General features: G+C 66.8%; 11 protein-coding genes and 1 pseudogene. 9 read left to right on the forward strand and 3 right to left on the reverse strand.

What is annotated here, in order from left to right:
- Positions 1 to 63 precede the first annotated feature (63 nt).
- On the forward strand, positions 64 to 1086 hold the full coding sequence (locus A8G08_RS05900; RefSeq protein ID WP_068271444.1) for a glutathione S-transferase family protein: 1023 nt from the start codon (positions 64 to 66) through the stop codon (positions 1084 to 1086).
- A gap of 1 nt (position 1087) precedes the next feature.
- Here the strand turns inward: A8G08_RS05900 and A8G08_RS05905 are convergent, their stop codons facing one another.
- Together A8G08_RS05905 and A8G08_RS05910 are read right to left on the reverse strand one after the other, a co-directional pair.
- Positions 1088 to 1516, reverse strand: coding sequence for a VOC family protein (locus tag A8G08_RS05905; protein WP_245672682.1), 429 nt, complete (start codon positions 1514 to 1516; stop codon positions 1088 to 1090).
- The gene (locus tag A8G08_RS05910) at positions 1513 to 2382 is read right to left on the reverse strand and encodes an AraC family transcriptional regulator (RefSeq protein WP_068271447.1); all 870 of its coding nucleotides are present in this window, start codon (positions 2380 to 2382) and stop codon (positions 1513 to 1515) included. Before A8G08_RS05910 ends, A8G08_RS05905 begins: the two co-directional genes overlap by 4 nt.
- A gap of 138 nt (positions 2383 to 2520) precedes the next feature.
- Here A8G08_RS05910 and A8G08_RS05915 point away from each other — a divergent pair, with 138 nt between their 5' ends.
- The 8 genes and pseudogenes from A8G08_RS05915 to A8G08_RS05950 all read left to right on the forward strand — a co-directional run bounded on the left by A8G08_RS05915 (position 2521) and on the right by A8G08_RS05950 (position 15547).
- Positions 2521 to 3222: a YbdD/YjiX family protein gene (locus A8G08_RS05915; RefSeq protein WP_068271450.1), complete on the forward strand. Its 702-nt coding sequence runs from the start codon at positions 2521 to 2523 to the stop codon at positions 3220 to 3222.
- A 115-nt stretch (positions 3223 to 3337) separates the two neighbouring features.
- Positions 3338 to 4183, forward strand: a complete 846-nt coding sequence (locus tag A8G08_RS05920; protein ID WP_068271451.1) for an alpha/beta fold hydrolase — start codon at positions 3338 to 3340, stop codon at positions 4181 to 4183.
- A gap of 121 nt (positions 4184 to 4304) precedes the next feature.
- Positions 4305 to 5282, forward strand: a pseudogene (locus tag A8G08_RS26555) (ABC transporter ATP-binding protein); the annotation flags it as partial.
- A gap of 4 nt (positions 5283 to 5286) precedes the next feature.
- Positions 5287 to 6057: an ABC transporter permease gene (locus A8G08_RS05935; RefSeq protein ID WP_068271458.1), complete on the forward strand. Its 771-nt coding sequence runs from the start codon at positions 5287 to 5289 to the stop codon at positions 6055 to 6057.
- Positions 6058 to 6267: 210 nt separating this feature from the next.
- A complete protein-coding gene (locus A8G08_RS05940; RefSeq protein ID WP_068271460.1) occupies positions 6268 to 10161 on the forward strand; it encodes an ABC transporter ATP-binding protein in 3894 nt (1297 codons plus the stop codon).
- Between the two features lie 223 nt (positions 10162 to 10384).
- A complete protein-coding gene (locus A8G08_RS05945; RefSeq protein WP_068271595.1) occupies positions 10385 to 14128 on the forward strand; it encodes a multifunctional oxoglutarate decarboxylase/oxoglutarate dehydrogenase thiamine pyrophosphate-binding subunit/dihydrolipoyllysine-residue succinyltransferase subunit in 3744 nt (1247 codons plus the stop codon).
- Between the two features lie 366 nt (positions 14129 to 14494).
- Positions 14495 to 14647, forward strand: coding sequence for a hypothetical protein (locus tag A8G08_RS27020; RefSeq protein ID WP_157108422.1), 153 nt, complete (start codon positions 14495 to 14497; stop codon positions 14645 to 14647).
- A gap of 183 nt (positions 14648 to 14830) precedes the next feature.
- Positions 14831 to 15547, forward strand: a complete 717-nt coding sequence (locus A8G08_RS05950; protein ID WP_068271462.1) for an AAA family ATPase — start codon at positions 14831 to 14833, stop codon at positions 15545 to 15547.
- A gap of 617 nt (positions 15548 to 16164) precedes the next feature.
- On the opposite strand, the gene A8G08_RS05955 is transcribed toward A8G08_RS05950, so the two are convergent.
- Positions 16165 to 17472, reverse strand: coding sequence for an MFS transporter (locus tag A8G08_RS05955; RefSeq protein WP_281182125.1), 1308 nt, complete (start codon positions 17470 to 17472; stop codon positions 16165 to 16167).
- Between the last annotated feature and the right edge of the window lie 64 nt (positions 17473 to 17536).

Here is a 17536-nt window from a genome sequence, read left to right on the forward strand (position 1 = left end):
AGTTGGAATATACGGCGTGGAACTGTTGGATTCAACGGCTCGGTTCGCGGTTAAGTAGAAGACATGGGCGCCACATCCCCGAACGGCGAAGCCGAGCAAGCCACCTTCAAGCGCGACACCCGGTACATCGCCACACGCATCACCGAGGACGGCCGCGACGGATATCCCGTCGCGCCGGACAGGTACCGCCTGATCGCGGCGCGCGCGTGCCCGTGGGCGAACCGCGCGCTCATCGTGCGGCGACTGCTCGGGCTCGAGGACGTCCTATCGCTCGGACTGTGCGGCCCCACCCACGACGAGCGCAGCTGGACGTTCGATCTCGACCCCGACGGCGTCGATCCGGTGCTGCAGATCCCGCGCCTGCGTGACGCCTACCTGGCACGCGACCCGGACTTCTCGCTCGGCGTCACAGTGCCCGCGATCGTCGATGTACCCACCGGTCAGGTGGTCACCAACGACATCTTCACCCTCACCGTCGACCTGTCCACCGAATGGACGAAGTACCACCGGCCGGGCGCGCCGCAGCTATACCCCGAGGCCTTGCGCGTCGAAATCGATGAGCTCGCCGAACTCATCTACCAGGACGTCAACAACGGCGTGTACCGCTGCGGCTTCTCGGGATCCCAGCGTGCATACGACCTCGCCTACGACAGACTCTTCGCCCGGCTCGACTGGCTCACCGAACGGCTTTCCACGCGTAGGTATCTGGTCGGCACGACGATCACCGAGGCCGACGTCCGGCTGTTCACGACACTCGTTCGGTTCGACGCCGTGTACCACGGGCACTTCAAGTGCAATCGCCGCAAACTCACCGAGATGCCAGTCCTCTGGGCGTATGCGCGCGATCTGTTCCAGACCCCCGGCTTCGGCGACACCATCGACTTCGGGCAGATCAAGACGCACTACTACGTGGTGCACACCAACCTGAATCCGAAGCAGATCGTGCCGAAAGGCCCCGACCCGACCGGCTGGCTCGCGCCGCACGGCCGGGATGAACTCGGCGGGCTGCCGTTCGGCAACGGCACGCCGCCGACGCCCCCTACTGCGGACGAGACGGTGCCGCCGCTGCACGCGCTGTCCTTCTGAGCTACTCCCCTGCGTAACTGCCGAAAGACCAGTAAACGCCCTCGGGATCGCGGCAGAGGAAATCGCGTCCGCCGTAGTCTTCGTCGCGAGGTTCGCGGACGATCTGCGCGCCGCCCTCGACCGCGCGGCGGTACAGATCGTCGACGTCGTCAGTGACGATGTAAATCGAGCCGACGCCGGGTGGCAGGTCGCTCAGCGCGCTGCCCTCGCGCACCGACCCCAGCATCAGTCCGCCACCGCCGGGCCAATCGAGTTGCGCATGTTCCACCACGTCGCCCTCGCCGTACACGGCGATCTCGTTGAATCCGAAGACGTCCACCAGGAATCGGATTGCCGCGCGCGCGTCGCGGTAGGACAGCGTCGGCCATACGGTCGTCTTCGCGCGGCTGGAACTCTCGTTGTGCTGTGTTGTTTCGGCCATGTTCGTCATGTCGTCGAGTGTTCGCCGTGCTCGGCGTCGGGATCTTGGATAAATGCGAAGACCTCGTTCTCGCGCCATGCCGACGGCGACATGCCGGCGAGTTCGCGCCACTCCCGGGCCATATGCGCCTGGTCGTAGTAGCCGCAGTCGGCGGCGACGACCGCGAGCGACGGGATGCTGCGGCGGCGCAGCTGATCGTGTGCGACCGAGAAGCGCGCGATCCGGGCCGACTCCTTCGGGGTGATCCCGTACTCGGCGGTGAACCGGTTGACCAGGTGCCGCCGGCTCCAGCCCACTTCCTGCGCGACATTCGCGACCCGATTCCGGCCACCGCTGCCGACGAGCAGCTGCCAGGCGCCGTGCACGGACGGATCGATGCCCAAATCGTCCCTACGGCCGATCTGCTCGGCGAGCCGCCGCATGAGCACCGCGTCGAGCACGTCGAACCGGGCATCCCACGAATCGAGTGCGGCGATCCGCTCGCGGAGTTCGCGTCCATCGGCACCGATCACATCGTCCAGATCGACGATCCATGCGCCGAGTTCCGCGGTCGGGACGCCCAACAGCGCTCGCGCACCCTGGGGCGTCAGCGAAAGCTGGATTCCGTGCTGATTGCCGTCGTGCACGATCGTCACCGGCGCACTCGCGATCCCGCTGGCCAGCGCCCCCCACCGGCCACCCGGTTGATGCGGCTGCGCGATAGGCCCGATCTCGATCTCATCACCGATCGTGATGACCACCGTCAGAAACGGCGACGGCATGCCGACATGGGTTCCCGGCGCGTACCCGCTGAGCCGGTAGCCGTCGTAATCGCGCAGGTATGGGCGCAATGCAGGGGCCGGCGCGCGCCGGGCGCCCGCAGAAATCGGGCTCACCGTTTCAGGGTATGCAGATATCGGGCTCGGGGTCGATCGGAATTCGAGCACCGCAGTAGTGCGGAACCGGGCGGGATCGGCGATCGTTGATCAGAACAACCCGTCCGGACAAACCCGGCGAGAAACGAAGGGCGAACAATGGCACGGCAGTCGAGACTCGATCGCACCGTGGTGTCACTCCTCGACAACGGCAGCAAGCTGCAGTCCCCGGCGGTGGACAAGTACGTCGAGCGACTGCGCCGCGCGCACCCCGACGAGTCGCCCGCGCAGATCATCGAGCGCATCGAGCACCTGTTCCTCAACTCCGTGACCGGGTCCGGCGCCGCGGTCGGCGCGACGGCAGCAGTCCCGGCAATCGGAACCGTGGCAACGCTCGCCGCCGCCGGCGCGGAGACCGTCTTCTTCCTGGAAGCGTCCGCGCTGATGACCCTCGCGGTTGCGTCGGTGCACGGCATCCACCCCGCTGACCACGAACAACGGCGTGCGCTGGTGCTTGCCGTTGCCCTGGGCGACAGCGGCGCGGCGATCATGGCGCGCACCCTCGGCAAGACGAACAAGACCTGGGTCAACGCGATCGGCGGCAAGATCCCCGGCATCAAGTCGGTCAACGAGACGCTGCTGCGCAAGTTCGTCACGCAGTACGCGGCGAAGCGCAGTGCGCTGCTGCTCGGCAAGATCGTGCCCGCCGGCATCGGCGCGGTGATCGGCAGCGTCGGCAACCGGGCGATCGGCAAGAAGACGATCGAGCACGCCCGGAGCACATTCGGCCCTGCACCGACCACGTGGCCGAACCGTCCGCCCGGCAATGTCGTGAATCTAAGGCCAGCGATCGAAGCGTAAAAGCTGCGTTCCGGTCACGCGAAAGTCGCGATCTGGTCACATGACCATTTGCCTGCTAGTGTTGCAGATCACATGGTGACGGCCTGCGGGCCACGTAGCGCGGAGGCGGAGTGCAATGGCGCACGATTCCGGCCCGTTGGGGCTGCACGTCGAGACCTACGGCAGGGGTTCACACACCCTGTTGCTGATCCACGGCTTCTCGGACAACATCTCCACCTGGCAGCGCGTGATTCCGGAGCTCGGCAGGGATTACCGGGTCATCGCAGTGGACCTGCCCGGCTTCGGCCGGGCCAGCCGTAGCTGGCCCACCCCGCTCGTCCCGGGCTATGTCGAGTTGCTGCGCGAGCTGCTCATCGCACACCGCACCGGACCGGTCACGGTCATCGGCAACTCGCTCGGCGCAGTCACGGCACTCATGCTCGCGACCGAGCATCCCGAACTCGTGCACCGCGTGGTGCTCGCGGACATGCCCGGCATCGACGGCATCCCGCGCTACTGGCACATGATCGGGAACCAGTTCACCGAACGCGCGCTGCGGCTGCTCTCCGTCGGCGTTCCCTCGCCGGTCCTGCAGCAGGTGCTGCAGCACGGGTACAGCCTCGCGGGCATGCGCCACCCGCGGCAGAACGGCAGCGACGAGATCCGCCGCGCCTGGGGCACGCATTATGCGGACAAGGCCCGCGCCCTGGACCTGTTCCCCATTGCGCGTCAGCTGTTCGAAGAGCTCCCGTCAATGCCGGTTCGGCGGATGGTGCGCGAGCTGACGATGCCGGTGCTGCTGCTGTGGGGCCAGCACGACGTACTCACCCCGTCGAGCAAGGCGCGCAGCTTCGTCAATGGCCCAGCCCGGCGCGTCGTGGTAATCCCGGATTGCGGCCACTGCCCACACCTGGACCGGCCCGAGGAGTTCCTGGCCACCGTGCGCCCGTTCCTCGAACAGTCATTCCTGCTCGCCGGCTGAGCGAAGCGAACCGACCACGCTGACTCGGTCACACCCAACTCCGAGCGGCGGCGAACGCCAGTAGGCTCGTGGCGATCCGGACACCGGAGACAACGACCACGACAGTTGGGCGGAGCCGACGATGAGTTCCACGTTCGCCCGACCGCACGGAATCGGCCTGAGAGCAATCGATCTCAGCAAGGAGTTCGGCCAGATCCGCGCGGTCGACGATCTGAGTTTTACGGTGCCGCCGGGTGCCGTCACGGCCTTTCTCGGACCGAACGGTGCGGGCAAGACCACCACGCTGCGGATGATGCTCGGGCTGATCCGGCCGACCGCGGGAATGGCGCTCTTCGATGACATTCCGTATGCGGGCCTTCCTTATCCGGCGCGAACGGTCGGCGCGGTGCTCGACACCGTCGGCCTGCACCCCGGGCGCACCGCGATCGGCCATCTCGAGATCTTCGCCGCCGCCATCGGTGTGCCCCGCGGCCAGGCCGCCCGGGTGCTCGCCCTCGTCGGTCTCGAGCGCTCCGCCCGAGCGAAGGTCCGCACGTTCTCCCTCGGCATGCGGCAGCGCCTGGCGTTGGCCACCGCACTGCTGGGCGAGCCGCGGGTGCTGGTGCTCGACGAACCGGCAAACGGCCTGGACCCCGAGGGCACCGCCTGGCTGCGGGAGTTCCTGCGTTCGTTCGCCGATCGCGGTGGCACCGTATTGATTTCGAGCCACATCCTGCGCGAGGTCGAGCACAGCGCGGACAACCTGGTCGTGGTGAGCCGAGGCGCCCTGGTCTACGAGGGTTCACTTGCCGCGCTGCGGCAGCGCAATCGCGGCCGGGTTCTGGTCGCGAGCGCCTCGCCCGCACGGCTGGCCACCGCGCTCGCCGCCAACGGGTACACCGACGCCCAGGTACAGCCCGACGGCCGGCTCGCGGTCGCGGGCTGTGGCGAGCCCGAGATCGGCGCCATCGCGCACGCCGCACAGGTGGAGATATTCGGCATGGCCACCGAGCAGATCGACCTGGAACAGATCTTCCTGTCCATGACCTCGGGTGCGAACGCGGCGCAACCGCTTATCGCCGGGTCCGAAACATATTGGCAGCCACCGAACCCGGGGTACCGCGATGAATACCGGGCTGCTCGTCTCCGAGTCGCGCAAGGTCACGACCCTCAATTTCTGGTGGGCCCTGCCGATCGCGCCCATCGTCGTCGGCATGTTCGCCAGCGCGATCTACGCGGCGCTGGCCGACTCCCTCGACCCGTATGGCGATTCGGGGCTGTCCACCGGCGCCGCAACCATCGGGATCTACTTCGCGCTGGCGTGGGTGATCCTGTTCGCCGGGATCTTCGGCGCAGTCAACGCGGGCACCGACTTTCGGCACAAGACGCTGACGCCGACGTTCCTCGTCGCGCCGCGCCGCGACAGCGTCGTCGCGAGCAAGCTGATCGTGACTGCGGTCGTCGGCCTCGCCTATGGCGTGCTGGCCGAGGCGGCCGGCGTGATCTGCATGTCGCTCTTCGGTGGCGGGCGGGTGGAGTGGTCGGGCACGTTTGCCGCGGTGCTCGCCGCCGGACTGGTCGCGACGGTGTGCTGGGCGCTCATCGGGGCCGGCCTCGGCCTACTGCTCGCCTCCCCGATTGGTGCCGCGCTCGCCCTGGTGGCCTGGTATCTGGTCGGCGAGATCACGGTCTCGACGATCAGCGCGGGGCTCGGCTTCCAGCGCCTCGGGGGTCTGCTGCCGGGCGGATCGACCTTGTCCACCGTCGCGGTCGGTTCGCTCGATGGCTCAGACGTATTCGTCTCGTGGCCGGCGGCGCCGGTGCTGCTGCTCGCGTGGACCGCGCTGTTCGCTGGTGGCGGCTGGCTCGCCGTGCGGGTCCGCGACGTGCTGTAGGGCGTGTCTCCCAATTTTCCTCGGATGCACCTGACAGGACAATCGTCGTCCAGCAAGGCGGAGGAGAAGCCGATACCGGGGTTGTATCGGCGCCGACGACAACGCAGCGGGGCGGCGATTGGACGCCAGGGGCGCCGAGAAGGAATTGGGAGACATGCCCTCGCACCGCCACCCGCTCCTGTCGGGCGCTCGGACTACCGTGGCGAGTAAATGACGAGCCACCCGGACCACCATCAGCAGGGCTGGATTCGCCGGTTGTGGCAGCGGTGCTGGTCGCAGCGCGGCGTGACGATCGGTGCCCTGACCGCGACGAGCGTCGCCGCCCTCGTCGAGATCGCCGGTCCGTTGCTAACCAGGAACGCCATCGACTCCGCGAGCGCGGGCATGGTGGACCGCATTCCGCCGATCGCGATGACACTTGTCGCGCTCGCCTTCGTCCGGTTCGGCTGCCAATTCGCGCGGCGCATGCTGGCCGGCAAGCTTTCGCTCGGCGTCCAGCACGATCTGCGGCTCGAACTGCTGGGCTCGCTGCAACGGCTCGACGGACGCGGTCAGGACCAGATCCGAACCGGGCAGGTCGTTTCCCGGTCCATCACCGATCTGCAGCTGGTGCAGGGGCTGCTCGCAATGGTGCCGCTGTCGGCGGGGGCACTCCTGCAGTTCGTGCTCGCGCTGGTGGTGATGGCGTGGCTGTCGCCGCTGCTGACGCTCGTGGCGCTGACGATCGTGCCCGCGGTCATCGTGGTCGTGTACCTGGTGCGGCCCAAGCTGTTCGCCGCGACATGGTCGGCGCAGCAGCGCGCGGCCGACCTCGCCCAGCACGTCGAGGAAACGGTCACCGGCGTCCGCGTGGTGAAGGGTTTCGGGCAGGAGGCCCGGGCAGTCGAGACGCTGGAACGGCATGGCCGCCAGCTCTACGCCGAGCGGATGCGGGCCGCGCGCATCAACGCCCGATTCGCACCGAGCATGGCCAGCCTCCCGCAGCTGGGCCTCGTCGGTGTCATTGCTCTCGGCGGCTGGCTGGCGATGCGTGGTTCTATCAGCATTGGCACCTTCCTGGCCTTCGCCTCGTACGTCGCGACAATGACCAGCACCACCCGCACGATTTCCTCGGTCGTGATCATGGCCCAGCTCTCCCGCGCGGCAGTAGAGCGTGTGTACGACGTGATCGACACCCGGCCCGAGGTCGCGGACCCAGCCTCGCCGGACGCGCTGCCAGACGGCCCGCTCGGCGTGCGGATCAACAACGTCCACTTCGGTTTCGACGGTGACCGCGACGTATTGCGCGGGCTGGACCTCGATGTCGCGCCCGGCGAGAGCGTCGCGCTCGTCGGGCGCGCCGGGTCTGGCAAGACCGCGCTGTCATTACTACTGCCACGGTTCTACGCACCGCACGCCGGGCATATCGCACTCACGGCCAACGGCAGTTCGGTCGATATCGCTCAGGCCCGCGGCGATGATCTACGCAGCGCGATCGGGCTCGTTTTCGACGAGCCCTTCCTGTTCTCCGACACAATCGCCGCCAACATCGCGCTCGGCCGCCCCGACGCGAGCGCCGAGGAGATCCGGAACGCGGCGAAGATGGCCGCGGCCGATCAGTTCATCGAGGAGTTGCCCGACGGCTACGACAGCGTGGTCGGCGAACGCGGACTAACGCTGTCCGGCGGGCAGCGGCAGCGCATCGCGCTGGCCCGTGCGCTGCTCGTCGAGCCGCGGGTGCTGATTCTCGACGACGCCACCTCCGCGGTCGACGCCGAAACCGAGGCGGCGATATTCGATGCGCTCGGCTGGGCGGGCGCGGGCGGCAGTGTCGATGCGCGCTCCGCAGGCTCCGGCGGCAGTGCCGATGCGCGCTCCGCAGGCTCCGCGCGGGCGGGCCGCACCACGTTGATCCTTGCGCACCGCCGATCCACGCTGATGCTGGCCGATCGGGTCGCGGTGCTGGACGAGGGCCGCATCCTCGATGTCGGCACCGTCGCCGAACTCGACGATCGGTGTGCACTGTTCCGAACTTTGATGTCCGCGGACGGCGAGCCCTCCGGACAGGCCGATTCGCTTGCCACGGAACCTGATTCGATCGCGACCAACGGCTCGCACGATGGTGCGCGACTCTGGCCGGAGGTGAGTGAGGACGGCGAGGGCTCGCGGGTCATCGCGGCCGGCGATGGCGGCGGCCGCGCAGCGGGCCGTGGAGGCGGTGGCCGGTCCGGTGGCGGCGGACCGATGTCCGGCGCAATGGGTGCCATGGCCGCGACCCCGGAACTGCGGGCCGCGGTCGACGCGTTGCCGCCCGCGATCGAAGACCCCGAGTTGGACACCACCCGGCTCCAAAAGCCCGATCCGGCATTCCGGCTCGCCCGCCTACTGCGCCCCGTCCGGGGACTGCTCATCGCGGTGATCGCCTGCCTGGCACTGGATTCGATGATCTCGATCGCCTTCCCCGCGGTGGTGCAGCGCGCGATCGACCACGGCGTGATCCCGGGCAACCCAGACGGGCTGTGGACCGCGGTCGCGTTCGGTGTGGTCCTCGTCGTGGTGGATTGGCTGCTGCTCACCCGGATGACGGTGATCACCGCGCGCGCCGGGGAGCGGGTGCTGTTCGCGCTGCGGGTGCGCTCGTACGCCCACCTGCAGCGGCTCGGCCTGGATTACTACGAACGCGAACTGTCCGGCCGGATCATGACCCGGATGACCACCGACGTCGACGCGCTGTCGACGTTTTTGCAGACCGGGCTGTCCACGGCAGTGGTCAGCGTGCTCACCGTGTTCGGTATCTCGGCCGCCCTGCTGATCACCGACCCGCAACTCGCGCTCGTCGCGCTGTCGGTGGTGCCGCCGCTATTGGTGGCGACGTTCGTCTTCCGGCGAGTGTCGTCGGTGGCGTACGCGGTCTCGCGGGAGCGCGTGTCGATCGTCAACGCCGATTTCCAGGAGAACATCGCCGGGCTCCGAGCCGCCCAGGCCTACCGCCGCGAGGCCGGCGCCGCGCAGCGATTCGCCGAGCGCGCCGAGAGCTACCGTTCGGCCCGGATGCGGTCACAACGCGCGATCTCGATCTACTTCCCGCTCGTCGCGCTGCTGTCCGATCTCGCGCTTGCCGCGGTCATCTACGCCGGCGCCCATCAGGTCGCCAGCGGCACGACGAGCGCGGGCGTGCTTATCGCGTTCGTGCTCTACCTCGGTCTGCTGTTCGGCCCGATCCAGCAGCTCTCCCAGGTCTTCGACGGCTACCAGCAGGCGCGCGTAGGCCTCACCCGGATCGGCGACCTGCTGGCGACCCGCAGCTCCATCGAATCCGCACTCGACGGCGCGGCAGACACCCGGCCGATCACCGGTCACCTGCGCGGTGACGTCAACCTCGACCACATCCGCTTCCGCTACGCGGGTTCGTCCACCGACGCGCTGTCCGACATCCACCTCGAGATCCCGGCCGGGTCGACGGTCGCGCTTGTCGGGCGGACCGGCGCGGGCAAGTCGACGGTGGTCAAGCTGCTCGCCCGGTTCTACGACCCGACCGATGGCGCGGTCCGGGTGGACGGCGTCGATCTGCGGAACTACGACCTCGCGGAGTACCGCGGCCGGCTCGGCGTCGTGCCGCAGGAAGCGCATCTGTTCACGGGTGACGTGGCGAGCAATATCGCCTACGGGCGTCCGGACGCGAGCCGTGCGCAGATCGAGGCGGCAGCCCGCGCGGTCGGTGCGCTCGACACGATTTCCGCACTGCCGCTGGGCATGCGACAGCCGATCGGTGAGCGCGGCCAAGGCCTGTCCGCCGGGCAGCGACAACTGGTCGCGCTCGCCCGCGCGGAGCTCGTCGACCCGGACCTTTTGCTACTCGACGAGGCCACGGCGACCCTCGACCCGGCGACTGAGCGCAAGGTGCTCGACGCCAGCGACGCGCTGCTGCGGCGGCGGACCGCCGTGGTTGTCGCACATCGCCTGGTGACAGCTGCCACAGCAGACGTCATTGTCGTAGTCGATCACGCTAGGATCATCGAAGTCGGCGAGCATGCGACGTTGCTGCGAGCTGGAGGTCATTACGCCCGGCTGTGGGGGGCCGCGCAGGGCCGAAGCGGAATATTTTCGTATCCGGAAGAGTCTTAAGTCTGGGGTGCGGAAGCGCTGTGCGCGCTGCCACAAGCGGCGCGTCCCGACCATGCGACAGCCAACGGCGGCGGGAATACGCGCACGGTCAGGTCGAGAGGATTAGCCTCGAAGACACAGGCTCCGATACTCCAGGGCTTTGTGTAACAGAGAAAAGAGGCGAACCTCTGCCGTGAGCAGCTCCACAACGCAGTTCGGTCAGAACCAGTGGCTGGTAGACGAGATGTACCAGCGGTTCAAGGAGGACCCGTCGTCGGTCGACGCCAGCTGGCACGAGTTCCTCGCCGACTACACGCCGGAGCCCGCCGAAGGCGGTAACGGCCAAGCCACCTCGCCCGAGAACGGCGCCGCCGCCGAGCCGAAGACCGCACAGCCCGCAGCCAAGCAGGAGCAGCCCGCGAAGCAGGCGCCCGCAACAGCCGCGGCCGAGGCGCCCAAGAAGCAGCCCGAGGCCCCGAAGAAGCCCGTCGCCCCGCAGCCGAAGGCCGCAGCCTCCACAACTCGCGAGCCGCACACCACGCCGGCACCCGCGTCCAACGCCGCGAAGACCTCGGGCGCACCGAAGCCGCCGAAGGATGCCGAGCCCGCCGGTGTGAGCACCCAGGTGCTGCGCGGCGCCGCTGCCGCAGTTGCGAAGAACATGTCCGCGTCGCTGTCGATCCCGACCGCGACCAGCGTGCGCGCCCTCCCGGCGAAGCTGATGATCGACAACCGTTTGGTCATCAACAACCATCTCGCACGCACCCGCGGCGGCAAGATCAGCTTCACCCACCTGCTCGGCTACGCGATCGTCCAGGGCATCAAGAAGTTCCCGAACATGAACCGGCACTTCGCCGAGATCGACGGGAAGCCCAACTCGGTCACGCCGGCGCACACCAACCTCGGCCTCGCGATCGACCTGCCCGGCAAGGACGGCAACCGCACGCTCGTCGTCGCCGCCATCAAGGGCTGCGAGGAGATGACCTTCGGTCAGTTCCACGCCGCCTACGAAGACATTGTCCGGCGCGCGCGTGACGGCAAGCTCACTGCCGAAGACTTTGCGGGCGTGACTGTTTCCCTGACCAACCCGGGCACGATCGGCACGGTGCACTCGGTGCCGCGGCTGATGCCGGGCCAGGGCGCGATCATCGGCGCCGGCGCGATGGAATACCCGGTCGAGTACCAGGGTGCGAGCGACGAGAAGATCGCCGAGATGGGCGTCGGCAAGCTGATGACGCTGACCTCCACCTACGACCACCGCATCATCCAGGGCGCCGAGTCCGGCGACTTCCTGCGCACGCTGCACAACTTGCTGATCAGCGACGAGTTCTACGACGAGATCTTCCATCAGATGGGGATCCCGTACGAGCCGATCCGGTGGCGCAAGGACGTGTACGTCCGCGGCATCGACAAGAACACCCGCGTGCTCGAACTCATTGCCGCGTACCGCAACCGCGGCCACCTGATGGCCGACAGCGACCCGCTGCGTCTGGTCAAGGACAAGTTCCGCAGCCACCCCGATCTCGACGTCATCACCCACCAGCTCACGTTGTGGGATCTCGACCGCGAGTTCAACGTCGCCGGATTCCACGGCGAGGAGCGGATGAAGCTCCGCGAAGTTCTCTCCGTGCTGCGCGACGCCTACTGCCGTCACATCGGCGTCGAGTACATGCACATCCTCGAGCCCGAGCAGCTGCGCTGGCTGCAGGAGCGCGTCGAGCAGAAGCATGTCAAACCGACTGTGGCGCAACAGAAGTACATTCTGAGCCGACTCAACGCGGCTGAGGCGTTCGAGACCTTCCTCCAGACCAAGTACGTCGGCCAGAAGCGCTTCTCGCTCGAGGGCGCCGAGGCGGTCATCCCGATGATGGACTCGGTGATCGACCGCAGCGCCGAGCATGCGCTCGACGAGGTTGTCATCGCCATGCCGCACCGCGGCCGGCTCAACGTGCTCGCCAACATCGTCGGCAAGCCCTACTCCACGATCTTCACCGAGTTCGAGGGCAACATGAACCCCTCGGCCGCACACGGCTCGGGTGACGTGAAGTACCACCTCGGCGCCGAGGGCACCTACATCCAGATGTTCGGCGACAACGACATCAAGGTCTCGCTCACCGCAAACCCTTCGCATCTCGAGGCGGTCGACCCGGTGCTCGAAGGCCTGGTGCGCGCCAAGCAGGATCTGCTCGACAAGGGCGACGGCGCGGACGGCTTCTCGGTCGTGCCGCTGATGCTTCACGGCGACGCGGCTTTCGCCGGCCAGGGCGTCGTCGCGGAGACGCTCAACCTCTCGATGCTGCGTGGCTACCGCACCGGCGGCACCATCCACATCGTGGTGAACAACCAGGTCGGTTTCACCACCGCGCCGGAGTACTCGCGGTCGAGCGAGTACTGCACCGATATCGCGAAGATGATCGGCGCACCGATCTTCCACGTGAACGGTGACGATCCGGAGGCGTGCGTCTGGGTCGCTCAGCTCGCGGTCGACTTCCGCCAGCGGTTCCACAAGGACGTCGTGATCGACATGATCTGCTACCGGCGCCGTGGCCACAACGAGGGCGACGACCCGTCGATGACGCAGCCCTATATGTACGACGTGATCGACACGAAGCGCAGCGTCCGCAAGAGCTACACGGAGAGCTTGATCGGCCGTGGCGATATCTCGCTCAAAGAGGCCGAAGACGCTCTGCGCGACTACCAGGGTCAGTTGGAGCGGGTCTTCAACGAGGTGCGCGAGCTGGAGAAGTATCCACCGGAGCCGAGCGAATCGGTCGAGTTGGACCAGACGATCCCGCACAAGCTCGTCACCGCCGTGGACAAGTCGGTCCTGCACCGAATCGGCGATGCGTTCGTGAACGTGCCGGATGGTTTCTCGGTGCACCCGCGCGTCAAGCCGGTACTCGACAAGCGTCGCGAGATGGCTTACGAAGGCAAGGTCGACTGGGCATTCGCCGAGTTGCTGGCCTTCGGCACGCTGGTCGACGAGGGCCGCTCGATTCGTCTGACCGGTCAGGACAGCCGCCGCGGCACGTTCAGCCAGCGGCACTCGGTGTTGATCGACCGCCGCACCGCCGACGAATACACCCCGCTGCACAACATCGGCAGCGAGAGCCCCGGCCGCTTCGCCGTGCACGATTCGGCTCTCAGCGAGTTCGCGGCGGTCGGCTTCGAGTACGGCTACTCGCTGGGTAACCCGGACGCACTGGTGCTCTGGGAGGCTCAGTTCGGCGACTTCGTCAATGGCGCGCAGTCGATCATCGATGAGTTCATCTCCTCCGGTGAAGCGAAGTGGGGCCAGCTCTCGCAGGTCGTGCTGCTGCTGCCGCACGGACACGAGGGCCAGGGCCCGGACCACACCTCGGGCCGAATCGAGCGCTGGCTGCAGCTGTGTGCCGAGGGCTCGATGACGGTCGCGGTGCCTTCCACCCCGGCGAACTACTTCCACCTGCTGCGTCGCCATGCCCGCGACGGCATCCGGCGCCCGCTGGTGGTGTTCACACCGAAGTCGATGCTTCGCAACAAGGCCGCGGTCAGCAATGTCGAGGACTTCACCGATGGCAAGTTCCACTCGGTGTTCGACGAGCCGACCTACGAGACCGGCGACGGCGACCGCAGCAAGGTCAAGCGGGTTCTGCTGACGAGCGGCAAGATCTACTACGAGTTGCTCGCGCGCAAGCACAAGGAGAACCGCGAGGACGTCGCGATCGTGCGGATCGAGCAGCTGTACCCGATTCCGGAGTTCCGCATCGCCGAGGCGATCGACCGCTTCCCGAACGTCAACGACGTCCGATGGGTGCAGGAAGAGCCGGCGAACCAGGGTGCCTGGCCGTACTTCGGCCTGATGCTCCCGGAGAAGCTGCCGGAGAAGCTCAGCGGAATCCGCCGGATCTCGCGGCGCGCGATGTCCGCACCGTCCTCGGGCTCGAGCAAGGTACATGCCGTAGAGCAGCAGGAGATTCTCGACGAGGCCTTCTCGCCGACCAAGTAAGTCGCAATCGGGCGTTCTCCCGATGACCAAAACGTTATGTGCATCACATTTTGACCCCTCGGGTGCGGGGACATAGGCACGGCTCGCCAATCGGCCTACGCGGGCTGAAACGGGCAGTAACGGGCAGTAACGGGCAGTAACGGTACGGTCGCGTACGACTATTACCCATATGTCAAGCTGCGTTAACTCCGCGGGGGTGCGTTATTGGCTGCCCTGGCGGCTCTTCGCGGACTGGATCCACATCGCGCTTGCTGGGAACTGCCAGGAAGTTCCCAGAAATGGGGAGACACAGAACCGGGATCGAACTGTTACAGTATTGCGACTGCCGGGGGCCCGACGAAGGTCAACACACATAGAAGGACTCGAATGTTCAAGACTCGAAGCTGGTTCGATAGCACCATCAACAACAACACCACCAACAACGTTGACACGACGATCAACATGGTGATGCAGGCCCTCGTCCTCGATCTTGGAAGCAGCAACCTCGGCAGCGGCAGCTCCCTGTTCGGCCCCTCCTAACCAACCGCGGCCGGACGGCACCTGCCGTTAGACGATGCCCTCGAACGACTGCCCGGGTCGCAACGCGACCCGGGCAGTCGTTTGTTCCGGAGGCGGTAGCGGTATCCCGAGCGGCCGGCGGCATCCGGCACGCGGTGGAACGACAGGTAATCCTCGATGAGGCATTCTCGCGAACCAACTGAATTGACGTCCCTGCCCCTCATCCGGGTCGAACTGCGCCAACGCGCATCGTTCGACCCGGACGCTTGGTATCTGGACCTCCCCGCAATCGCCGAGTTGCGCACGGTGGGCCTCGATTTCGAGGCCCCGATCACCGTGATCGTCGGGGAGAACGGCTCGGGCAAGTCGACGTTGCTCGAGGCCATCGCGGGCCACTGGGAGAGCAGCCTCACGGGCCTGGAGTACCACCCGTGGTCGGCCGGCACGAGTCCCGAGGACACCGACCTCCGCGAACATCTGCAATGTATCGGCGCCGATCCCCGGCCACAGGGCGGCTGTTTCCTGCGCGCCGAGGCGATGCACACGGCTTTTTCCCGGGCCGACACTGCCCGGCCGCGTGACACCGATCAGGCGCTCAATCAGCTATCGCACGGCCAATCGTTTCTGCGCTACGTCGGGGATCGCCCGATCGAGCAAGGGCTGTGGGTGCTCGACGAACCCGAGGCAGCGCTGTCCTTCCACGCCTGCCTGGCCCTCATCGCGGTGCTCGGCGAGCTCGCCGCCGAGGGCTCACAGGTGATCATGGCGACGCACTCCCCTGTCCTCGCCGCATGCCCGGGCGCCGACATCTGGGAACTCACAGAGACCGGCATCGACGCGCGCCAATGGGATGAGTTGGACATGGTGCGCAACTGGCGCGCGTTCCTCGACGAGCCGCAGCGTTACCTACGTCACCTTTGAGCCACTGCGGACAGCGCGAATTCCCGCTGTTACCAGCAGATTTGCGGGATGCCACCAATCCTGGCGGGTGATTCCCTCCGCGCGGGGGTGTTTAGTGTGCGCTCGCTCGTGCAAAGCCTCTGTCGCTGGACGTTGTTGGGCGCGCGAGATCGCGTGCCCGCAGCGAAAGTGTAAGAACAGAAGGGAAATACATGATTCCGGTCATTATCGACACTGGCAGTGCAGCACTGAACGGCACCTTTGACGTGGCGGCCGCCGCCTGGAACGGCTTGGTCTCCACGTTGTTCACCGGATCGTTCGGCGCCTGATCGCCGAAGTCGTTGGACCGAACAGGTCTTCGTCTGCCCGGGCCGCTCGGCGGCCCGGGCAGGTTCCTGTCCGGGCGGCTCTGCGAAGCCGCAGCGAATCTTCCGCTGGATGACAAATGTTTCGATTGAGCTTTCATCGCATCTCGAACGAAATCTATAGGTGAAATCACGCGGTTTCGGGTCTACGGTGAAACCTCGTCGGCGAAACTCAGAAACGCCGAAAAGATCGGCGAAGCGACAGAGAGGACCTCATATGGGATCGGTCACGGGATCACTCGAAACCATCTTCAATTTCGGTCTAGACCAGGTTCAGGCCTGGGGACACCTCTTCCTCGGCCTGCTCCAATCACTGCCAGGCGGTTCCCTCTGACAGTCTTCAACCCAGCGTTGCCGTTGCCCGGGTCCGGTCTGGACCCGGGCAGACGCATTCTTGCCACCGGCGCGTGGCGCGTACCGCGGGATATAGCGGCCGAGCAGGCCTGCGCCCAGTCCCGACAATCCGGATACCGTGAAGATCGCGACCGGTAGCGAAACGAGTGCCACCACAAGCGATATCGAGAGCGGCCCCAACAGAAACCCCGCGTCGTGGGTGAGCCGCCACGCGGCGAGGAACTCGGCACGCCCGGTGTCCGGTGCAATATCGGCGCCAAGCGTCATGATCACGCCGTTACCGAAGCCGTTGCCAATACCCATCACCACCGCAACCACGGTGAACGCAATCGCGTTGTCGGTGAACGGCACTGCGAAGTACGACACGGCAAGAATGATGATCGAGGGCAGGGCGACGAACGCCCTTCCGAAGCGATCCATCAGGTGCCCCGCGGGATATGAACACGCGACGTCGAGCGCGGCGCCGATCCCGAAGATCAGGCTTGCGGTCGCGGCCGACATGCCGAGATGGTGTGCCCATAGCGGCAGCACAGCCTCCCTGGACGCACGAGCGACGCCGAGCAGCAGCGATCCGGCACCCAGCGAACTCAGTAGTTGGCGGTGATCGGCGAACACCCTGCGCAGCGAGTGTGGTGACGCGACCGCTCCGGCGCCCTCCGGGTCCGGCAGCCTGGCCATCAGGGCTCCCGAGACGATCACCGCGATCAGTTGCACCACGAACCCGCCGCGCACGCCGAGCCCCCAGATCGCTAGGGCGCCGAGCAGCGGTCCGACGAAGAAGCCGAACCTCATCGCGCCGCCGAACAGCGACATCGCCCGCGCACGCCATGCGAACGGAACCGCGAGCGAGAGGTAGTTTTGCCGGGCCAGGCCCCATACCGAGTTGGCCAGGCCGACCGCGAGGATGCCGCCGCACAGCCACCACACCGTCGGCGCGAAGATGCAGACGAGCACACCGACCGTGGCCACGCTGCTTGCGACGATGATCGAGCGGCGCTCGCCCAGCCGCGCGACCACCTGGCCGGCCTGCAGGTCACCGAGCACCTGACCCAGCCCGACAAGCGCGACGGTCAGTCCGGCCAATGCGACGCCAGCGCCGAGGTCGAGTGCGGCGAGCGTCATCACCGGCGCGGCGGCGCCCATGCCGATGCCGTAGGCCGCGGCCGGGATGTACACGGTCGATGCCAGGGCAGTGAGTGGATTGGCCGACGAAGTATCGCTGGACAAGGCGGTCTTCCTTCGATTCGCACAAAGCAGGGGATGCCTGAAGTTTCGGCGAAATCGTTGCTTC

It is taken from the genome of Aldersonia kunmingensis (assembly GCF_001646865.1).
Taxonomy (GTDB): Bacteria; Actinomycetota; Actinomycetes; order Mycobacteriales; family Mycobacteriaceae; genus Aldersonia; species Aldersonia kunmingensis.